The sequence below is a fragment of the Actinomadura rugatobispora genome (genome assembly GCF_042656285.1).
GTDB classification, from domain to species: domain Bacteria; phylum Actinomycetota; class Actinomycetes; order Streptosporangiales; family Streptosporangiaceae; genus Spirillospora; species Spirillospora rugatobispora.
Genome location: NZ_JBHSON010000026.1, coordinates 35,449 through 51,203 on the forward strand (window position 1 = coordinate 35,449; position 15,755 = coordinate 51,203).

Below are 15,755 nucleotides of genomic sequence, written 5' to 3' on the forward strand. Positions count from 1 at the left end.
GGAGATGGCCGGGACAACGAACGGGACGGTCATCGGCGCACTCACCGAACGCGCGATGGAGCTGCGCGCCGCGCCGATGCCGTCCGCGGCGGCCGACGCGGCGGAGCTGGCCCTGGTGGACTGGCTCGGCGTCACGCTCGGCGGCAGCACCGGCGTGCCCGCCCGAGCCCTCCTCACTGGACTCGGTCCGCTCTCGGGGGCCAGCCGCCTGGCGGGCGGCGGGACGGCGCCGCCCCCGCTGGCCGCGCTGGTGAACGGCACCGCCGCGCACACCCTGGAACTCGACGACATCTACGCGCCGGGGCTCTTCCACCCCGGGGCACCGATCATCGCCGCCGCGTTGGCAGTGGCGGACCAGGTGCGCGCCTCGGGAGAGACGCTGCTGCGCGCGGTGGTCACCGGATACGAGGTCGGCTGCCGCGTGGCCACCGACCTGGGGCCCGCGCACTACAAGCACTGGCACACGACCGGCACCGCCGGCAGCGTCGGTGCCGCGGCCGCGGCGGCGGAGGTGCTCGGCGCGGACGAGGACGTTTTCGCCCACGCCCTCGCCCTGGCCGCGACGATGGCCTCCGGGCTCCAGCAGACCTTCCGCAGCGACGCGATGGGCAAACCCCTGCACGCGGGGAACGCCGCGCACGCGGGCGTGGTCGCGGTGGCCCTGGCCGCCGGAGGCGTGACCGGGGCCGCCGACGCCCTGGAGGGGGAGGCGGGACTCGGAGCGGCCTCGGGAGCGCCGTCCCGTTGGGAGACGTGCCGCGCCCCGCTCGGCTCGCCGCCGGCCATCAATGCCGTCACCGTCAAGCCCTATCCATGCTGCGGGCACACCTTCGCGGTCATCGACGCCGTCCTGGAACTGCGTGCGAAGGGGCTGACCGCGGACGATGTCGACCGTCTCGACGTCGCCACCTACTCCACCGCACTGGCGGTCGCCGGCATCGCCCGTCCGCGCACGGCCGCCGAGCGCAGGTTCAGCATTCCCCACCTCGCGTCGCTCGCCCTGCTCGACGGAGCCGTGACCGCCGCGGCCATCGAGTCGGACAGGAAGGCCGCAGACCTCCGGGCACTCGCGGAGGCGGTGCGGCTGGAAGCCGACCCGGTCTTCGAGGAGCGGTTCCCCAGTCGTCGCGGGGCCCGCGTGACGGCGGTGACCCGCTCGGGGAAGCGGATGACCGCCGAGGTGCCGGACCGTTCGGGCAGCCCGCAGAACCCACTGCCGTACGAGCGCGTGAAACAGAAGTTCCTCGACACCGCGGCGGCGGTGATCGGAACCCGCGGCCCCCGACTGCTGGCCCAGGTCGGCCGCCTCCGCGCTGGGGGCGAGGTCGTCGATCTCGAATTCGCTCAAGTCTCACGATCGCTGGGAGCGCCATGACCACCGTCCGTCATGACTTCGCCGTCGACGTGACGGCCGCGATGCCCGGGGACGGCCCAGCCACGGGCCCTGTCGAGGTCACCGCGACGGTCGTCGCCGATCCTGGGGCCGTACCGGACCGTCCGCTGGTGGTGCTGGCGATCCCGGGCGGGACCTACCACCGCCGTTACTGGGATCTCCAGCCTCCGGGCCGGGAGGGCTACAGCAAGGCGGAGTGGCTTGCCCGGCGCGGCTCACGCCGTCAGCCGGTTCGTGCGCGACGGCCTTGAGAGGGGCGCGTTCGCCGAGGCCCTGCCGCCGTTGCCTGATGCGGCGCGTCACCCATCGTCATCGCCAACATTCCGGAACACCGACGGTTCGGTGCGATCCCTCAGGAGGAGCGCAGGCGGCTGATCATGGAGGACAACGCCAGGACGTCCGGCCTCCCCGAGCTGCCCATGTACCACGGGGCGCCGCGGGACAACTTCCGAGGCGTCTTCCATGTGGAAGACGTCCCCGACGACCTGTGGGATGGCGCACATGCACAACTTCGCCGACACCCGCGAGCGGCTGTGGCGGCGCTTCGCCGACTGGCTGCCGGTCATCGCACCTCGTTGACACCGCCCGCCTGACGCCTTCCGGCGTAGGGCGCCGAGGTCTGTGGGCGTGCTGGCGCTCGCCCGTGAGCGCTTCGGCTCACTTGGCCCCGGAGCGTGCGACGCAGCTCCGGGGCCCAGGTGTTCGTGGGTGTGGGAAGGTCGTTCAACGCATGACGACCTGCGGCAGCGGGGTCCTCAGCCGGTCGCGGTCAGGACTTGTCGGGGAGTAGGCCGATGGGACGGCCCGCGGGCGCGGCGCCGTACAGTTGCGGCAGGGACTCGACCAGCTCGTCGGCGGTGACCGACGCGCCCGAGCGGGCGTGGTGCGTGGCGGAGATGGTCCAGGACTGCATCCGGTTGACCTTGTCGCCGTCGACCCTCAGGACCTGGCCGGTGAGCCAGCCGGCCGCGTCGGAGGCGAGGTAGACGACCACGCCCGAGGCGTTGGCGGGGTCCAAGGGGTCGAAGCCGTTCTCGCCGGGCGCGCCGCCCTTCAGCATCTCGGCCGTCATGCGGGTGGCCGCGATGGGGGAGATGGCGTTGACGGTGACGCCGTAGCGGCGCATCTCCATGGCCGCGATCGTGGTCAGGTTGGCGATGCCGGCCTTGGCCGCGCCGTAGTTGGACTGCCCCACCTGGCCGAACAGGCCGGTGCCCGAGGTGGTGTTGATGACGCGGCCGGCGACCGGCTCGCCGCGCTTGTACGACTCGCGCCAGTAGGCGCAGGCGTGCCGGGTGAGCCCGAAGGTCCCCTTGAGGTGCACCGCGATCACGGCGTCGAAGTCGGCCTCGGTCATCGAGAAGATCATCCGGTCGCGCAGGATGCCCGCGTTGTTCACCACGATGTCGAGCCGGCCGAACCCGGCGACCGTGTCGGCGACCAGGGCCTGCGTCGCCTGCCAGTCCGCGACCGAGCTCCCGTTGGCGACGGCCCGCCCGCCGAGCTTGGTGATCTCGGCGACCACCTCGTCGGCCGGGGACTCCGCGGCCTGCTCGCCGTGCAGGCCGGCGCCGAGATCGTTCACGACCACGGTGGCGCCCGCCTCGGCCAGGGCCAGGCAGTGCGCCCGGCCCAGGCCGCGGCCGCCTCCGGTGACGATGGCTACCTTCCCGTCCAGAAGCCCCACGACTTGCCTCCTCATGCGATGGCCGAGCCGACGTCGGCAAATACTTTAATTATCTTACTGTATCTCGGGTTGGACCCTATCCTTGGCGGGATCGGCTGAATAGGGTAGATGTTTAAGCGAACTGAGGGGTGAGGGATGAAGGTCGGTGTCTGGTTCGATCTGCGCAACCCGCCGCGCTGGCGGCGGGATCCGGCGCGCCTGTACGCCTTCGTGCTCGAGATGTGCCAGGAGGCCGAGCACCTCGGCGCGGACTCGATCTGGTTCACCGAGCACCACCTGTTCGAGGACGGCTACCTGCCCCAGCCGCTGACGTTCGCCGCCGCCGCGGCCGCCCGGACCCGCCGGGTGCGGCTGGGCACCGGGATCCTGATCGCCCCGCTCCGCAAGACCCCGCAGCTGGCCGAGGAGGCGGCGGTCGTGGACCTCGTCAGCGGGGGAAGGGTCGACCTCGGGCTCGGCGCCGGCTACCGGGTGCCCGAGTTCGACCTGTTCGGAGCCGACATCGGCGAGCGCTACCGGACCCTGGACGCGCAGGTCGGCGAACTCCGGCGGCTCTGGGGCGACGGCGGACTCACCCCGGCCCCCGTCCAGGAACGCCTGCCGATCTGGCTCGGCTACCTGGGGCCGAAAGGCGCTCGGCGGGCGGGCCGGATGGGCGAGGGTCTGCTCACGGCCAATGCCGAGTCGTGGCCGGAGTACCGGGCGGGCCTCGCCGAGGGCGGGCACGATCCCGGCGCCGCGCGCATGGCGGGGGGCATCGAGGGGTTCGTCAGCGAGGATCCCGAACGGGACTGGGCCCTGCTGGCACCGCACGTCGCGTACCACTTCGACAGCTACCGCCGCTACATGGTGGAGGGGACCGGGCGGCTCGTCCCGCGACCGGTGGACCCCGACGTGCTGCGGTCGCGCCCGCCCCGGGGCCCGCTGACGTCGTTCCCGGTCGACACTCCCGAGAACATGGCCGCCCACGTGCGGAAGTACGCGGGCGAGGCGCCGGTGGAGACGGTGTGGTTCGGCGCCTCGGTCGCCGGGTTGCCCGAGGAGGCGGTGGCCCGGCATATCGGCGTGATCTGCGAGCGGCTGCGTCCGCTGCTTCAGGAGGGTGCCGCGTGAGCAGGCTTCAGGGCAAGATCGCGGTCATCACCGGAGCCGCGTCCGGCATCGGCGCCGCGACCGCCCGGCGGGTCGCCGCCGAAGGGGCGAGCACGGTCGTGGCCGATCTGAACAAGGACGGCGCCGCCGCGGTCGCCGAGGAGATCACTTCGTCCGGCGGGACCGCGACCGCGGTGGGAGTGGACCTGGGCGACACGGACTCGGTGCGCGCCATGATCGAGAGCACGGTCGGCGCGTACGGCGGCGTCGACGTCCTGCACAACAACGCCGCCGCCACGCACCTGGCGGCCAGGCGGGACCTGGCCGTCGCGGAGGCCGACCCGGCGGTGTGGGACGACACCATGCGCATCAACGTGCGCGGCGCGATGGTCGCGATCCAGGCCGCCCTGCCGCACATGATCGCCCGTGGCGGCGGCGCGGTGATCAACACCTCGTCCGGGTCCGGTCTGGCGGGGGATCTGCGCAATCCCGCCTACGGCGCGTCCAAGGCCGCCCTGATCAACCTCACCTGGTACGTCGCCACCCAGTACGGCAAGCAGGGCGTCCGGTGCAACGCGATCACGCCCGGGTTCATCGTGACCGGTGCGAGCAGGCACTCCGCCCACGGCGCGATGCAGGAGACGATGCTGCGCCACCACCTGACGCCCAGGCTCGGGTCGCCCGAGGACGTCGCCGCGGCGGTGGTCTTCCTCGCCTCGGACGAGGCGGCCTTCATCACCGGGCAGACCCTCGGCGTCGACGGCGGCCTGCTCGCCCACCAGCCCTACGTCGCGGACATGCGGCAGGGATAGCCGCGCCGCATCCGATGAGAACCCGATCCGAGGAGTACCCACATGGTGAACGTGGACGTCGAGCTGCACCGGCGCAAGGCGGCCTCCGATCTGCCGCGACCGCGGCTGATCATCGGGGGTGAGGACGTCCTCGACGCGAGCGGGGGCGTCCACGAGCACGTCAATCCCGCCACCGGCGAAGTTCAGGCCGCCGTGCCGCTCGCCGGGGCCGGGGAGGTCGACCGGGCGGTGGCGGCCGCCCGCCGCGCGTTCGAGGAGGTGTGGGGGCCGATGCGCCCCGCGGAGCGGCGCCGCCTGCTGACCCGCTTCGCCGGCCTGATCCGCGAGCACATCGAGGAGTTCGCCGCGATCTGCCCGCTGGAGAACGGGGTCTGCATCGGCGGATGGGCCGAGAACGTCGGCCCGCACGTCGCCGAGTGGACCGAGTACTACGCGGGCTGGGCGGACAAGATCGAGGGCGGTGTCTCCGCCGCCTACAGCCCGAACGAGTTCGTCGAGTACACGGTCGCCGAGCCGTACGGGGTGATCGGCCACATCATCACCTGGAACTCGCCGGCGCTGTCGCTGGCGATGAAGGTGCCGCCGTCGCTGGCCGCGGGCAACACCGTGGTGATCAAGCCGGCGGAGAGCACGCCCTTCTCCGCGCTGCTGTTCACCGAGCTGGCGCGTCAGGCGGGCATCCCCGACGGGGTGATCAACGTCGTCACCGGCCTCGGCGAGGCGGGGCAGGCGCTGGTGACCCATCCCGGGATCGACAAGATCTCCTTCACCGGCGGCCCGGTCACCGCGCGCCACATCATGGCCGCCGCGGCGGCCTCCCTCAAGCCGGTGCTGTTCGAGCTGGGCGGGAAGTCGGCCAACCTGCTGTTCGCGGACGCCGACCTCGACGCCGTCGGCCCCTACTGCGCCGCGTTCGCGATGAGCAACTCCGGCCAGGGCTGCGCGCTGCCGACCCGGCTGCTGGTGCAGCGCCCCATCTACGACGAGGTCATCGAGCGGGTGGTCGGCACCGTCAAGGCGCTGCCGGTCGGCGACCCGCTGGACCCGGCCACCTACATCGGGCCGCTGATCGACGCGACCGCCCGGGACCGTGTCCAGGACATGATCGAGAAGGCGGTCGCCGACAAGGCCGGACGCCTCGTCCACGGCGGCGAGCGCATCGAGGCCGACGGCTACTTCGTCGCTCCGACGGTCTTCGCGGACGTCGACAACAGAAGCGATCTGGCCCAGAAGGAGGTGTTCGGCCCGGTTCTGGCCATCACGCCGTTCGACACCGAGGACGAGGGGGTCGCCCTGGCCAATGACAGCGAGTACGGGCTGTCGGCCTACATCCAGTCCCCGAACGTCGACCGGATCAACCGCCTCGTCCCGCGCCTGAAGGCCGGCACCGTCTTCGTCAACCCCGGCCCCAACCCCATCACCTGCGCCGGCACGCCCTTCGGCGGTGTCGGGATCAGCGGCTTCGGCCGTGAGGGCGGCAAGGCCGGCCTGGACGAGTTCATCCACGTCAAGGGGGTCGGCGTCGGCCGCTCCTGAGCCTGCCCCGGGTCCGGGCCACGGTCTCGGACCCGGGGGACGGGTGTAACCGAGATCGCAGCGATGTGGCTTGACATGTAATGTGCATGCAACATTGTCACCATCCGATTCTGGTGTTAGCGTCGAGCCGTATTCCGGCCGTCTTCGGGCCGACCATCGCGTCAACTCGGCTCGCGGATGGTGCGTGATGATCGATTCAAGCCTTCGGAAGGCCTTCGACGGCGTCGACTGGGGCATCTCGACGTCCGAGGGGCTCGCCGCGCCGTCCCGCGGCTCCTTCGGCATCGCCCCGGCCGGGCCCTCGCGGCGCTGGTCGGCGGACCTGGAGGCGGTCGTGGGCGGCGCGCCGACCTCCTGCCAGATGGTCGCCGGCTGGCCGTACCTCCAGCCGGCCGGCCCGGGAAGCTGGGACAGGGCGGCCCTGGACCGCTGTGATCGCAGGCTCGACCAGTTGCTGGACCGCGGGATCAAGCCGGGCATCACACTCCTGCACATCGACATGCCGCGCTGGGCGGACCTGTCCGGAGGCTGGCTCGACCGTGACACCGCGGCGCGCTTCGCCGACTTCGCGGCGGGGATGGGGGAGCGGTTCGGCGACCGGGTGGCCCGCTGGACCACCGTCAGCGACGTGCTGGTCCACTCGGTGGCCGACTACGTCGCCGGAATGCTCCCGACCGGCCGCGGCGTGGGAATGCGGGGCCTGGTGGCCCTGCACCACGTGCTGCTCGGCGCCGGACTCGCCGTCCGGGCGCTGCGGCAGAACACGGGCGGCGCCGAGGTGGGCGGCTCCCTGACGCTGATAGGCGGCTACGCCGCCTCCGACGACATCAGGGACCGCGTCGCGCTGGACCGGCTCGAGAGCTGGGCGCACCGCCTCCTGCTCGATCCGATGCTGCTCGGCCGGCACATGGTCGCCGGGAACGACCGCTCGCCCGTGGAGGACGCCGGGTGCGTCCGGCCCGGGGACATGGAGGCGATCGCCGAGCCCGCCGACGTGCTCGGGGTCGTCTGGCACGTGCCCACACGGGTGGCGGCACCGGAGAACCTGGCCAGGCTGCTGCCGGTGCGGGAGTGCTTCAGCGCGCTCAACGACGCCAACCGCGTGCTCGCCCGTCTCGGCTTCGTGCTCGCGCCGATGGAGGCCGTCCAGACGACCCGCTACGGCTGGCCGGTCGTTCCCGAGGCGCTGGCCGACGCCGTCGCCGCTCTGGACGACATCTACGGTGACGCCCTGCCGCCGCTGCGCATCATCGACAACGGCATGTGCGACCTGGAACCCGCCACCGGCACCGACACCGACGAGGAGCGGGCGCGCCGCCGGGCCGGACTCACCGCCCAGCTGCGCTGGCTCGCCCAGGTGATGGCGGAGGGCGTCAAGATCAGCGGATACGAGTACTGGTCCCTGATGGACAACGCCGCGTGGAAGCTGCGCTACACGCGGCACTACGCGATGGCGGTCGACGGCCGGCAGCACCCGCCGCAGCCCGCGATCCCGCGTGACTGGCCCCACCAGGAGGCCTTCGGCGGGCCCCTGCCCCCGGTCAGGACGTCCACCAAGTCCGGACGCCGACCCCTCCACTCGGTCTAGGCCGCGAGCCCGCCCCGGGCCTCGTCGAGCGTCAGGGACTGCCCGCTGAGTCCTGCTGGGCCAGCCACTTCTCGTGGCGGTCGAAGTGCCCAGGGTCCCGGGCCACCCAGATGCCGGAGGCGCGCGCCAGGACCGCGCCGCCCGGCAGCAGTGACATCTCGCCCGCGATGTACCAGCGCGACCCCTCCCGCCGGTCCACCCAGGCCCTGACCTGGACGGGCCTATCGACGGGGACGGGCTTGACGAAGCTCACCGACAGTTCGGCGGTGACCGAGAGCGTCCGGTTCAGCAACGGTACGTGACCCAGGCATTCGTCCATGACCGCCGCCGTCCAGCCGCCGTGCGCGACGTTGGGACCGCCCTCCTGGTCCCGGGGGCAGGTCACGTGGAACCAGGCGTTCCCCGTGTCGTCGAGGCGCTCGCGCTGGACGCCGAGCCGGCACCGCCCGGCGGCGTGGCACGCGCCGCACAGCGCGACGCCGCCCCCGGTCCGCGGCGGATCCTGGAAATCGGAGCCCGCCCAGCGCCGGTCGGGCGTCCTGGGCCGGTCGTCGTCAGTGCGCATGCACGATCCTCGGGTAGACGGGGCTTCGCGGATGATCGAACCTCGCACAGGCTCGTGAATCAGTTATCTATATTCTATGATTATGCTACATCTCGGCCGACGCTCAACACCGGCCCCGAGGGCACCGCGCGGCCGCGTGCCGCGCCGGCGTCCCGAATTGGAGAGTGCCCCGTGACCGACCCCTACGACCGCACGCGCCTGTTCGATCTGACCGGCAAGATCGCGCTGGTCACCGGCGGCAGCCGCGGCCTCGGCCGCGAGATGGTCCTGGCCTTCGCCGCGGCCGGCGCCGATGTGGTGATCGCCAGCCGCAAGCTCGCCGCCTGCGAGGAACTCGCCGAGACCGTCCGCGGGACCACCGGCCGGGAGGCCCTCCCGATCGCGTGCCACGTCGGCAGATGGGAGGAGATCGACCGCATGGTCGACGCGGTCTACGACCGCTTCGGGCGTGTCGACGTCCTGGTCAACAACGCCGGGATGTCGCCGCTGTACGACAGCGTCCTGGACGTCACCGAGGAGCTGTACGACAAGGTCCTCGGAGTGAACCTCAAGGGGCCCTTCCGCCTGATGGCCCAGGTCGGCACGCGGATGGCGGCCGGCGCGGGCGGCTCGATCATCAACATCAGCAGCATCGGCGCCGTCCGGACCGGCAAGGACGTGATCCCCTACGCCGCGGCCAAGGCGGGGCTGAACAGCATGACCGCCTCGTTCGCCCACGCCCTCGGCCCCGCCGTACGGGTGAACGGGATCATGCCGGGCGGGTTCTTCACGGACGTGGCCGCGCACTGGGACCGCGAGGCGTTCGACCGGCACGCGGCCCGGACCTTCGCGCTCGGCCGGGGCGGGGAGCCCCGCGAGATCGTCGGCACGGCGCTGTACTTCGCCTCGGCGGCCTCCAGCTACACCACCGGGTCCGTCCTCGTCGTCGACGGCGGCGTACCGGCCTAGGAACGAAGGGAAGACCATGGCAGAAGCAGGACGGCTCCAGGGCAAGATCGCGGTGGTGACCGGCGCGGGTTCGGGCATCGGCAGGGCGATCACCCTGCGGTTCGCGGCCGAAGGCGCGCGCGTGGTGGCCGCGGACATCTCGGGAGCGCAGGAGAAGGTGGCGGCCGAGGCCCGGGGCGAGGTGGAGCCCTTCACGTGCGATGTCAGTGACGAGGCGGCGGTCCGGGCGCTGATGGCGCACTGCCGGGAGCGCCATGGCCGATTGGAGATCTTGGCCAACAACGCCGGCATCGCGGGCGGGGGCGCCCGCATCCACGAGACCGGCATGGACGCCTTCGACCGGGTGATGGCCGTGAACGTGCGCGGTTCCTACATGGTCCTCAAGCACGCCCTGCCACTCCTGCTGGAAGCGCCCAGTGGGGCCTCCGTGGTCAACACGGCCTCGATCGGAGGGTTCCGGGCGACACCGGGCTCGTCGCCCTACATCACCTCCAAGGGGGCGCAGGTGATGATGACCAGGGCGGCGGCCCTGGAGTACGTCAGGGACGGGATCCGGGTGAACGCGGTGTGCCCCGGCACGACGGAGACCGCGATCCTGGACGGCAGCCCCCCGGAGACGCTGCGGATGCTGTCGGACAGGATCCCGATGGGGCGGCTCGGCACCGCCGAGGAAGTGGCGAACCTCGCGCTCTTCCTGGCCTCCGACGAGGCGTCCTACATCACCGGCCAGTGCTACGTGATCGACGGCGGCCGCAGCGCGGGCTGAGCGGCGGGAAGGCGACAGGGCGGCGGAGCGCGCCGGTACCGGCTCCGCCGCCCTGGGCGTTCGGAGAGCGGCTCTCAGACCGCCGCCTGCCGGGGCGTCTGGTCCGGGACGCTGAAGAGCTCGTTGAAGGCGCCGCGGGTGATGCGTTCGCGGACCTGGTCCGGCACGCCGTCGAACAGGCCGCGGAGCGTCTCCTGCGTGTGCCCGTACGTGCCCTCCAGGTGGGGGTAGTCGTCACCCCACATGACGTTCTGGAAGTCGGAGTGGCGGACGGTGTCCACGGCGCTGGCGTCGTGCTGGAACGAGGCGTACACCTGCCGCTTCATGATCTCGCTGGGCAGCCGGCTGAGCTTGGGCCGGACGAACATGCCGTGCTGGCGGTAGGCCTCGTCCATCCGGTCGGCGATGGCCGGCAGCCAGGAGGCCCCGCCCTCGGCGATGAAGATCTTCAGATCGGGGTGGCGGTCCAGCGCGCCGCCGGCGACCATGTGCGACACCACGCGCATGCCGGGATAGGTGGTCTCCATGAAGTTGACCACGGCGCCGCCGGGCCCGCGGTAGACGACCGTGTCGCCGCCGGTGCCGATGTGGAAGGCCACGGCCATGCCGGCCCGTTCGGCGACCGTCCAGAGCGGCTCCCAGCGGTCGAGGCCGTACTCCTCGCCGGGGGCGGTCTGGGTGGGCAGGGACACCGCCTGGAAGCCCAGCTCGGCGGCGCGTTCGAGTTCGGCGACGGCGTCGTCCATGTCGGCCATGGACACGCAGGCGGGCGTGAAGATCCGCTCGGTGCGCCGCATGATCTCCGCGTGCGCCCAGTCGTTCCAGGCGCGGACGACCTCGCGGGCCAGTTCCCGGTCGCGGATCAGGGCCGACCAGAAGCCCATCGAGGGGAAGGCCACCTGGCCCCAGACGCCCTCCTGGTCGAGATCTTTGAGGCGGACGTCCAGGTCGCGCGCGCCCGGCGGCCGGATGGCGTCCATCAGGTCGTTGAGCTGGCGGTTGACCTGGTCGCCGTCGATGTAGAGCACCTCGAACCGGTCGCCGCGCTCGCTGCGCGGGGCGCGCTCGGCCAGCCTCTTGGGCAGTGCCTGGAGCCAGAGGTCGTCGGGCTCGAGCACGTGGGAGTCGGCCGAGTTGGCCCAGATCTTGGTCATCCGTCCTCCTGAACCTGCGCCGGTATAGTCCAACTATTCTATATATCTATCTATATCTGGCAAGCGAGCCGGGTGCCGCCCCGGGGTGTGGCGACCGCCCCATCGTTTGCTAAAGTAGTCTAATTATATAGCTATATCATGAGGGAGGTCCGATGGGTGGACTGGTCGCCTACGGCGCCTACGTCCCGCACCGCAGGCTGCGGCGGGGCGAGATCGCCGCGGTGCTGGGAGCGGCGGCCGCACCCGGCTCGCGGTCGGTCGCCGCGCACGACGAGGACAGCACGTCGATGGGGGTGGAGGCGGCGCGCGCCGCGCTGCGCGGCCTCCCCGGGGCCCACGCCCCACGCCAGTTGCTCTTCGCCTCCTCGGCCCCGGCCTACACCGACAAGACGAACGCGACCGCCGTGCACGCCGCGCTGCGGCTCGACAGGACGGCTCCCGCGGCGGACATGTGCGGGGCCGTCCGCTCCGGCTTCGCCGCGCTCACGGCGGCCCAGGACTCCCCGGTGCCGACCCTGGCCGTCCTGTCGGATCTGCGCGGCGGGCTCCCCGGCGGAGCGGACGAACGCGAGGGCGGCGACGCCGCGGCGGCGTTCCTGTTCGCCGGCTCGGGGGACACCGCCTCGACCGCCCCGGTGATCGCGGACGTGCTGGCCCGCGCCTGGTCCACCTCGGAGTTCCTGGACCGCTGGCGGATCCAGGGGGAGGCGTCGTCGCGGACATGGGAGGAGCGCTTCGGCGAGCAGGCCTACGCCCCGCTCGCCGGGGCGGCGTTCGCCGACGCGCTCAAGCAGGCGGGCCTGACCCCTGAGGGCGTCGACCACCTGATCGTCGCGGGCACCCACGGCCGGGCGGTCCGCGGCGCCGCCGCCCGGACGGGCGTGCCGCGCCGGGCCTGGGCGGACGATCTGGCCGAGGCCATCGGCAACCCGGGAACGGCCCAGTTCGGCGTCGTGCTGTGCGACGTGCTCGACCGGGCCGCGCCCGGCGAGACCATCGCCGTCATGCTGCTGGCCGACGGCGTCTCGGTGCTCGTGCTGCGCGCCACCGGGGCACTGGCCGGACGCAGGACGGAGCCCGCGGTCGCCGAGCAGATCGCCGCCGGGGACGACTCGCTCACCTACACGACGTTCCTGACCTGGCGGGGCCTCCTCGACCGGGAACCGCCCCGCCGGCCCGACCCCGAACCGCCCTACGCGCCGCCCATGCTGCGCTCGGCCGAGTGGAAGTACGCCTTCGTGGCGGGCCGGTGCCAGGTCTGCGGCACGCGCCACCTCCCGCCCGCCGACGTCTGCCGCGAATGCCGGCATGTGGGGCCGATGGATCCCGAGCCCATGGCCGACACGGCCGGGACGGTCGCGACCTTCACCATCGACCATCTGGCGTACTCGCTCAGCCCTCCGACGGTCATGGCCGTCGTGGACTTCGACGGCGGCGGCCGGATGCGGTGCGAGCTGGCCGACGCCGATCCCGGCTCGCTCCGGATCGGGGACCGGGTGGAGATGTCGTTCCGGCGCACCCGGACGGCGCGGGGCGTGCACAACTACTTCTGGAAGGCCCGGCCCGTGCGCCGCGGCGCCGCACGAGGCTGAGGAGGACACCGGTGGGATCGAACGGCATCCGGGATCGCGTCGCGATCGTCGGCATGGGCTGCACCGCCTTCGGTGAGCACTGGGACAGGTCGGTGGACACCATGCTGGTGGAGTCCACCACCGCGGCGGCGGAATCGGCGGGCGTCACCCTGGCCGAGGTCGACGCGTTCTGGCTCGGCACGCAGGGGTCGGGCTCCTCGGGACTGACGCTCAGCCGGGCTCTGCGCATCGGCGACAAGCCGGTGACCCGCGTCGAGAACTTCTGCGCCACGGGCTCGGAGGCGCTGCGCCAGGCGTGCTACGCGGTGGCGTCGGGCGCCTATGACATGGCGATGGCGGTGGGCGTGGAGAAGCTCAAGGACTCCGGCTTCTCCGGCCTGAGCGGGGCTCCCGTGCCCGACGACGGCACCGTCGGCATGAACGACATGACGGCCCCGGCCTCCTTCAGCCTCCTGGCGCCCGCGTACGCGCAGCGGTACGGCGTCGACATCGCCGAACTGAAGGACGTGCTGGCGCGGATCGCGTGGAAGAACCATGTGAACGGCGCGCGCAACGAAAGGGCCCAGTTCCGCAAGGAAGTGCCGATCGAGCGCATCAAGTCGGCCCCTGCCTTGGCGGGCATGCTGGGAGTGTTCGACTGCTCCGGAGTCTCGGACGGGTCGGCGGCGGCGATCGTGGTGCGCGCCGAGGACGCCCACCGCTACACCGACAGGCCGATCTACGTGAAGGCCCTGTCCTTCGTGGCGGGGGCGGCCACCGGCAGCAGCGACCCCGGCTACGACTTCACCACGTTCCCCGAGGTGGTGGCCTCGGCGCGGGACGCGTACCGGCAGGCGGGCGTGACCGACCCGCGGGCGCAGATCGCGATGGCCGAGGTGCACGACTGTTTCACGCCCACCGAGCTGGTGCTGATGGAGGACCTCGGGTTCTCCGAGCGCGGCCAGGGCTGGAAGGACGTGCTGTCCGGCGCCTTCGACCTCGACGGCGACCTCCCGGTCAATCCCGACGGGGGGCTCAAGGCGTTCGGGCACCCGATCGGCGCGTCCGGGCTGCGGATGATGTTCGAGGCGTGGCTGCAGCTGCGCGGCGAGGCCCCGGCCGACCGCCGGATCGCGTCCCTCGCCGAAGGGCGCCGGCTCGCCCTCACCCACAACCTGGGCGGCGCCCCGGGCGAATGCGTCTCCTTCGTCTCCCTGGTCGGTGCCGAGCCCGGCGCGTGACCTCCCCGCCACGAACATGGAAGGACGACGGATGACCGTCACCAGGCCCGACCCGCTCGGCGAGCGGGAGCAGCAGGACATGCGCGCGTGGTTCCGCGAGCACTGGGAACGCGGAGTCGAGTTCAACCGGGACTGCGGCATGAGCGTGCGGCGATGGGACCCCGACGGGGTCGAGATGGCGCTCCCCTTCGCCGAGCGCCTGAGCGCGCACGACGGCGTCTTCCACGGCGGCCTGCTCTCCGCCTTGATCGACACCGCCGGGGGCGGCGCCGTCATGGCCGGGCACGACTTCGCCAGGGGCAGCCGGCTCAGCACCGTCTCACTGTCGATCCAGTACCTCGCCCCGGCGCCCGGACCCGAGGTGGTCGCCCACGCCCGCTGCGTGCGGCGCGGAGGGCGCATCCACTTCAGCGAGGTCGAGGTCCGCCGCGCCGACGGGGTCGTGTGCGCCCGCGGCCAGGTCGTGCTGAGCGTGTCCGGCGAGCGGCCCGGCCTGGGCCGGCGGATCCCGAGTTGAACGACATGAGGAGCGTGTGATGTCCGAGCAAGCCGTCGACCGGCCCGACACGGACCTGGTCCTGTACGACGTGGACGAGGAGGGGGTGGCCACCCTCACCTTCAACAGGCCGGAGCGCAAGAACGCCTGGAATGTGCCCATGGAGGCGCGGTTCTTCGAGTTGCTGGACCGGGCGGCGGCGGACCCGCGGGTGCGCGTCGTGATCGTCACGGGTGCGGGCAGGGCGTTCTGCCCCGGCATGGACATGCAGCGGCTGGAGCAGAACTCCCGACCGGGCGAGGGCCTGCACCTGGAGGGCCGCAGTCCCATGTACAGCCGGCGGCTGCTGCCCAAACCCATGATCGCCGCCATCAACGGCGGATGCGCGGGCATCGGCCTGATCCAGGCGCTGATCTGCGACGTGCGGTTCGCGGCCCGCGGAGCCCGGTTCACCACCGCCTTCACGCGGCGCGGGCTGGCGGGCGAGTACAACCTGCCCTACGTGCTGCCCAGGCTCGTCGGGTTGGAGAACGCGCTCGACCTGCTGCTGTCGGGACGAACGTTCGACGCCGACGAGGCCAAGGCCCTGGGACTGGTCAGCCGGGTCGTGGAGCCCGGCGAGCTCCTGGACGCCGCCCGCGCCTACGCCCGCGACATCGCCCGCAACTGCTCTCCGCGCGCGATGGCCGTCGTCCGGCACCAGGTGTACGGCGACCTCGACCGCGACTTCACCGGTGCGCTGGGGCGCAGCTACTCGGCGATGGAGTACTTCGCGGGCTCCCCGGACTTCCGGGAGGGCGTGGAGAGCTTCACCCAGAAGCGTCCCCCGAAGTTCGAAGGACTGCCCCCGGACTTCGATCCGGAGGAGGCCACCCGAGACCCCTTCCTGCCCGGTTGAACGCCGAG

15 protein-coding genes are annotated in these 15,755 nt (G+C 72.2%); 12 read left to right on the top strand and 3 right to left on the bottom strand.

Translation table 11 applies throughout. From position 1 onward, the window contains the following. Nucleotides 1-4 precede the first annotated feature (4 nt). A complete protein-coding gene (locus tag ACFPZN_RS19815) occupies nt 5-1,375 on the top strand; it encodes an MmgE/PrpD family protein (RefSeq protein WP_378283508.1) in 1,371 nt (456 codons plus the stop codon). Further along, a complete protein-coding gene (locus ACFPZN_RS19820) occupies nt 1,372-1,644 on the top strand; it encodes a hypothetical protein (protein ID WP_378283509.1) in 273 nt (90 codons plus the stop codon). Before ACFPZN_RS19815 ends, ACFPZN_RS19820 begins: the two co-directional genes overlap by 4 nt. A gap of 518 nt (nt 1,645-2,162) precedes the next feature. Here the strand turns inward: ACFPZN_RS19820 and ACFPZN_RS19825 are convergent. Beyond that, a complete protein-coding gene (locus ACFPZN_RS19825; RefSeq protein ID WP_378283510.1) occupies nt 2,163-3,080 on the bottom strand; it encodes an SDR family NAD(P)-dependent oxidoreductase in 918 nt (305 codons plus the stop codon). A 135-nt stretch (nt 3,081-3,215) separates the two neighbouring features. Here ACFPZN_RS19825 and ACFPZN_RS19830 point away from each other — a divergent pair, with 135 nt between their 5' ends. From ACFPZN_RS19830 to ACFPZN_RS19845, 4 genes are all read left to right on the top strand, one after another. Further along, nucleotides 3,216-4,193 (top strand): LLM class flavin-dependent oxidoreductase, encoded by a 978-nt coding sequence (locus ACFPZN_RS19830; RefSeq protein ID WP_378283511.1) that lies wholly within the window; start codon nt 3,216-3,218, stop codon nt 4,191-4,193. Then, nucleotides 4,190-4,984 (top strand): SDR family NAD(P)-dependent oxidoreductase, encoded by a 795-nt coding sequence (locus tag ACFPZN_RS19835; protein ID WP_378283512.1) that lies wholly within the window; start codon nt 4,190-4,192, stop codon nt 4,982-4,984. The genes ACFPZN_RS19830 and ACFPZN_RS19835 overlap by 4 nt, the downstream gene beginning before the upstream one ends. Before the next feature lie 42 nt (nt 4,985-5,026). Beyond that, a complete protein-coding gene (locus tag ACFPZN_RS19840; protein WP_378283513.1) occupies nt 5,027-6,520 on the top strand; it encodes an aldehyde dehydrogenase family protein in 1,494 nt (497 codons plus the stop codon). Between the two features lie 187 nt (nt 6,521-6,707). Then, the gene (locus ACFPZN_RS19845; RefSeq protein ID WP_378283514.1) at nt 6,708-8,108 is read left to right on the top strand and encodes a family 1 glycosylhydrolase; all 1,401 of its coding nucleotides are present in this window, start codon (nt 6,708-6,710) and stop codon (nt 8,106-8,108) included. A gap of 31 nt (nt 8,109-8,139) precedes the next feature. Here ACFPZN_RS19845 and ACFPZN_RS19850 read toward each other — a convergent pair whose 3' ends face one another. Beyond that, on the bottom strand, nt 8,140-8,673 hold the full coding sequence (locus tag ACFPZN_RS19850; protein ID WP_378283515.1) for a PaaI family thioesterase: 534 nt from the start codon (nt 8,671-8,673) through the stop codon (nt 8,140-8,142). 171 nt (nt 8,674-8,844) lie between these two features. On the opposite strand from ACFPZN_RS19850, the gene ACFPZN_RS19855 reads away from it, so the two are divergent. Together ACFPZN_RS19855 and ACFPZN_RS19860 are read left to right on the top strand one after the other, a co-directional pair. Then, nucleotides 8,845-9,621, top strand: a complete 777-nt coding sequence (locus ACFPZN_RS19855; protein WP_378283516.1) for an SDR family NAD(P)-dependent oxidoreductase — start codon at nt 8,845-8,847, stop codon at nt 9,619-9,621. 16 nt (nt 9,622-9,637) lie between these two features. Next, nucleotides 9,638-10,387 (top strand): SDR family NAD(P)-dependent oxidoreductase, encoded by a 750-nt coding sequence (locus ACFPZN_RS19860; protein WP_378283518.1) that lies wholly within the window; start codon nt 9,638-9,640, stop codon nt 10,385-10,387. 74 nt (nt 10,388-10,461) lie between these two features. Here ACFPZN_RS19860 and ACFPZN_RS19865 read toward each other — a convergent pair whose 3' ends face one another. Beyond that, entirely contained in the window at nt 10,462-11,541 is a 1,080-nt protein-coding gene (locus ACFPZN_RS19865) for an amidohydrolase family protein (RefSeq protein WP_378283519.1), read from the bottom strand. A 152-nt stretch (nt 11,542-11,693) separates the two neighbouring features. On the opposite strand from ACFPZN_RS19865, the gene ACFPZN_RS19870 reads away from it, so the two are divergent. The 4 genes from ACFPZN_RS19870 to ACFPZN_RS19885 are packed head-to-tail and all read left to right on the top strand — an operon-like array spanning nt 11,694 to nt 15,747. Then, entirely contained in the window at nt 11,694-13,133 is a 1,440-nt protein-coding gene (locus ACFPZN_RS19870; RefSeq protein WP_378283520.1) for an OB-fold domain-containing protein, read from the top strand. Nucleotides 13,134-13,144: 11 nt separating this feature from the next. Continuing rightward, complete coding sequence (locus ACFPZN_RS19875; RefSeq protein WP_378283521.1) at nt 13,145-14,353, top strand: acetyl-CoA acetyltransferase; 1,209 nt, start codon at nt 13,145-13,147, stop codon at nt 14,351-14,353. 31 nt (nt 14,354-14,384) lie between these two features. Continuing rightward, nucleotides 14,385-14,870, top strand: a complete 486-nt coding sequence (locus ACFPZN_RS19880; RefSeq protein WP_378283522.1) for a PaaI family thioesterase — start codon at nt 14,385-14,387, stop codon at nt 14,868-14,870. A gap of 19 nt (nt 14,871-14,889) precedes the next feature. Then, the gene (locus tag ACFPZN_RS19885) at nt 14,890-15,747 is read left to right on the top strand and encodes an enoyl-CoA hydratase-related protein (protein ID WP_378283523.1); all 858 of its coding nucleotides are present in this window, start codon (nt 14,890-14,892) and stop codon (nt 15,745-15,747) included. The last annotated feature ends 8 nt before the right edge of the window (nt 15,748-15,755 follow it).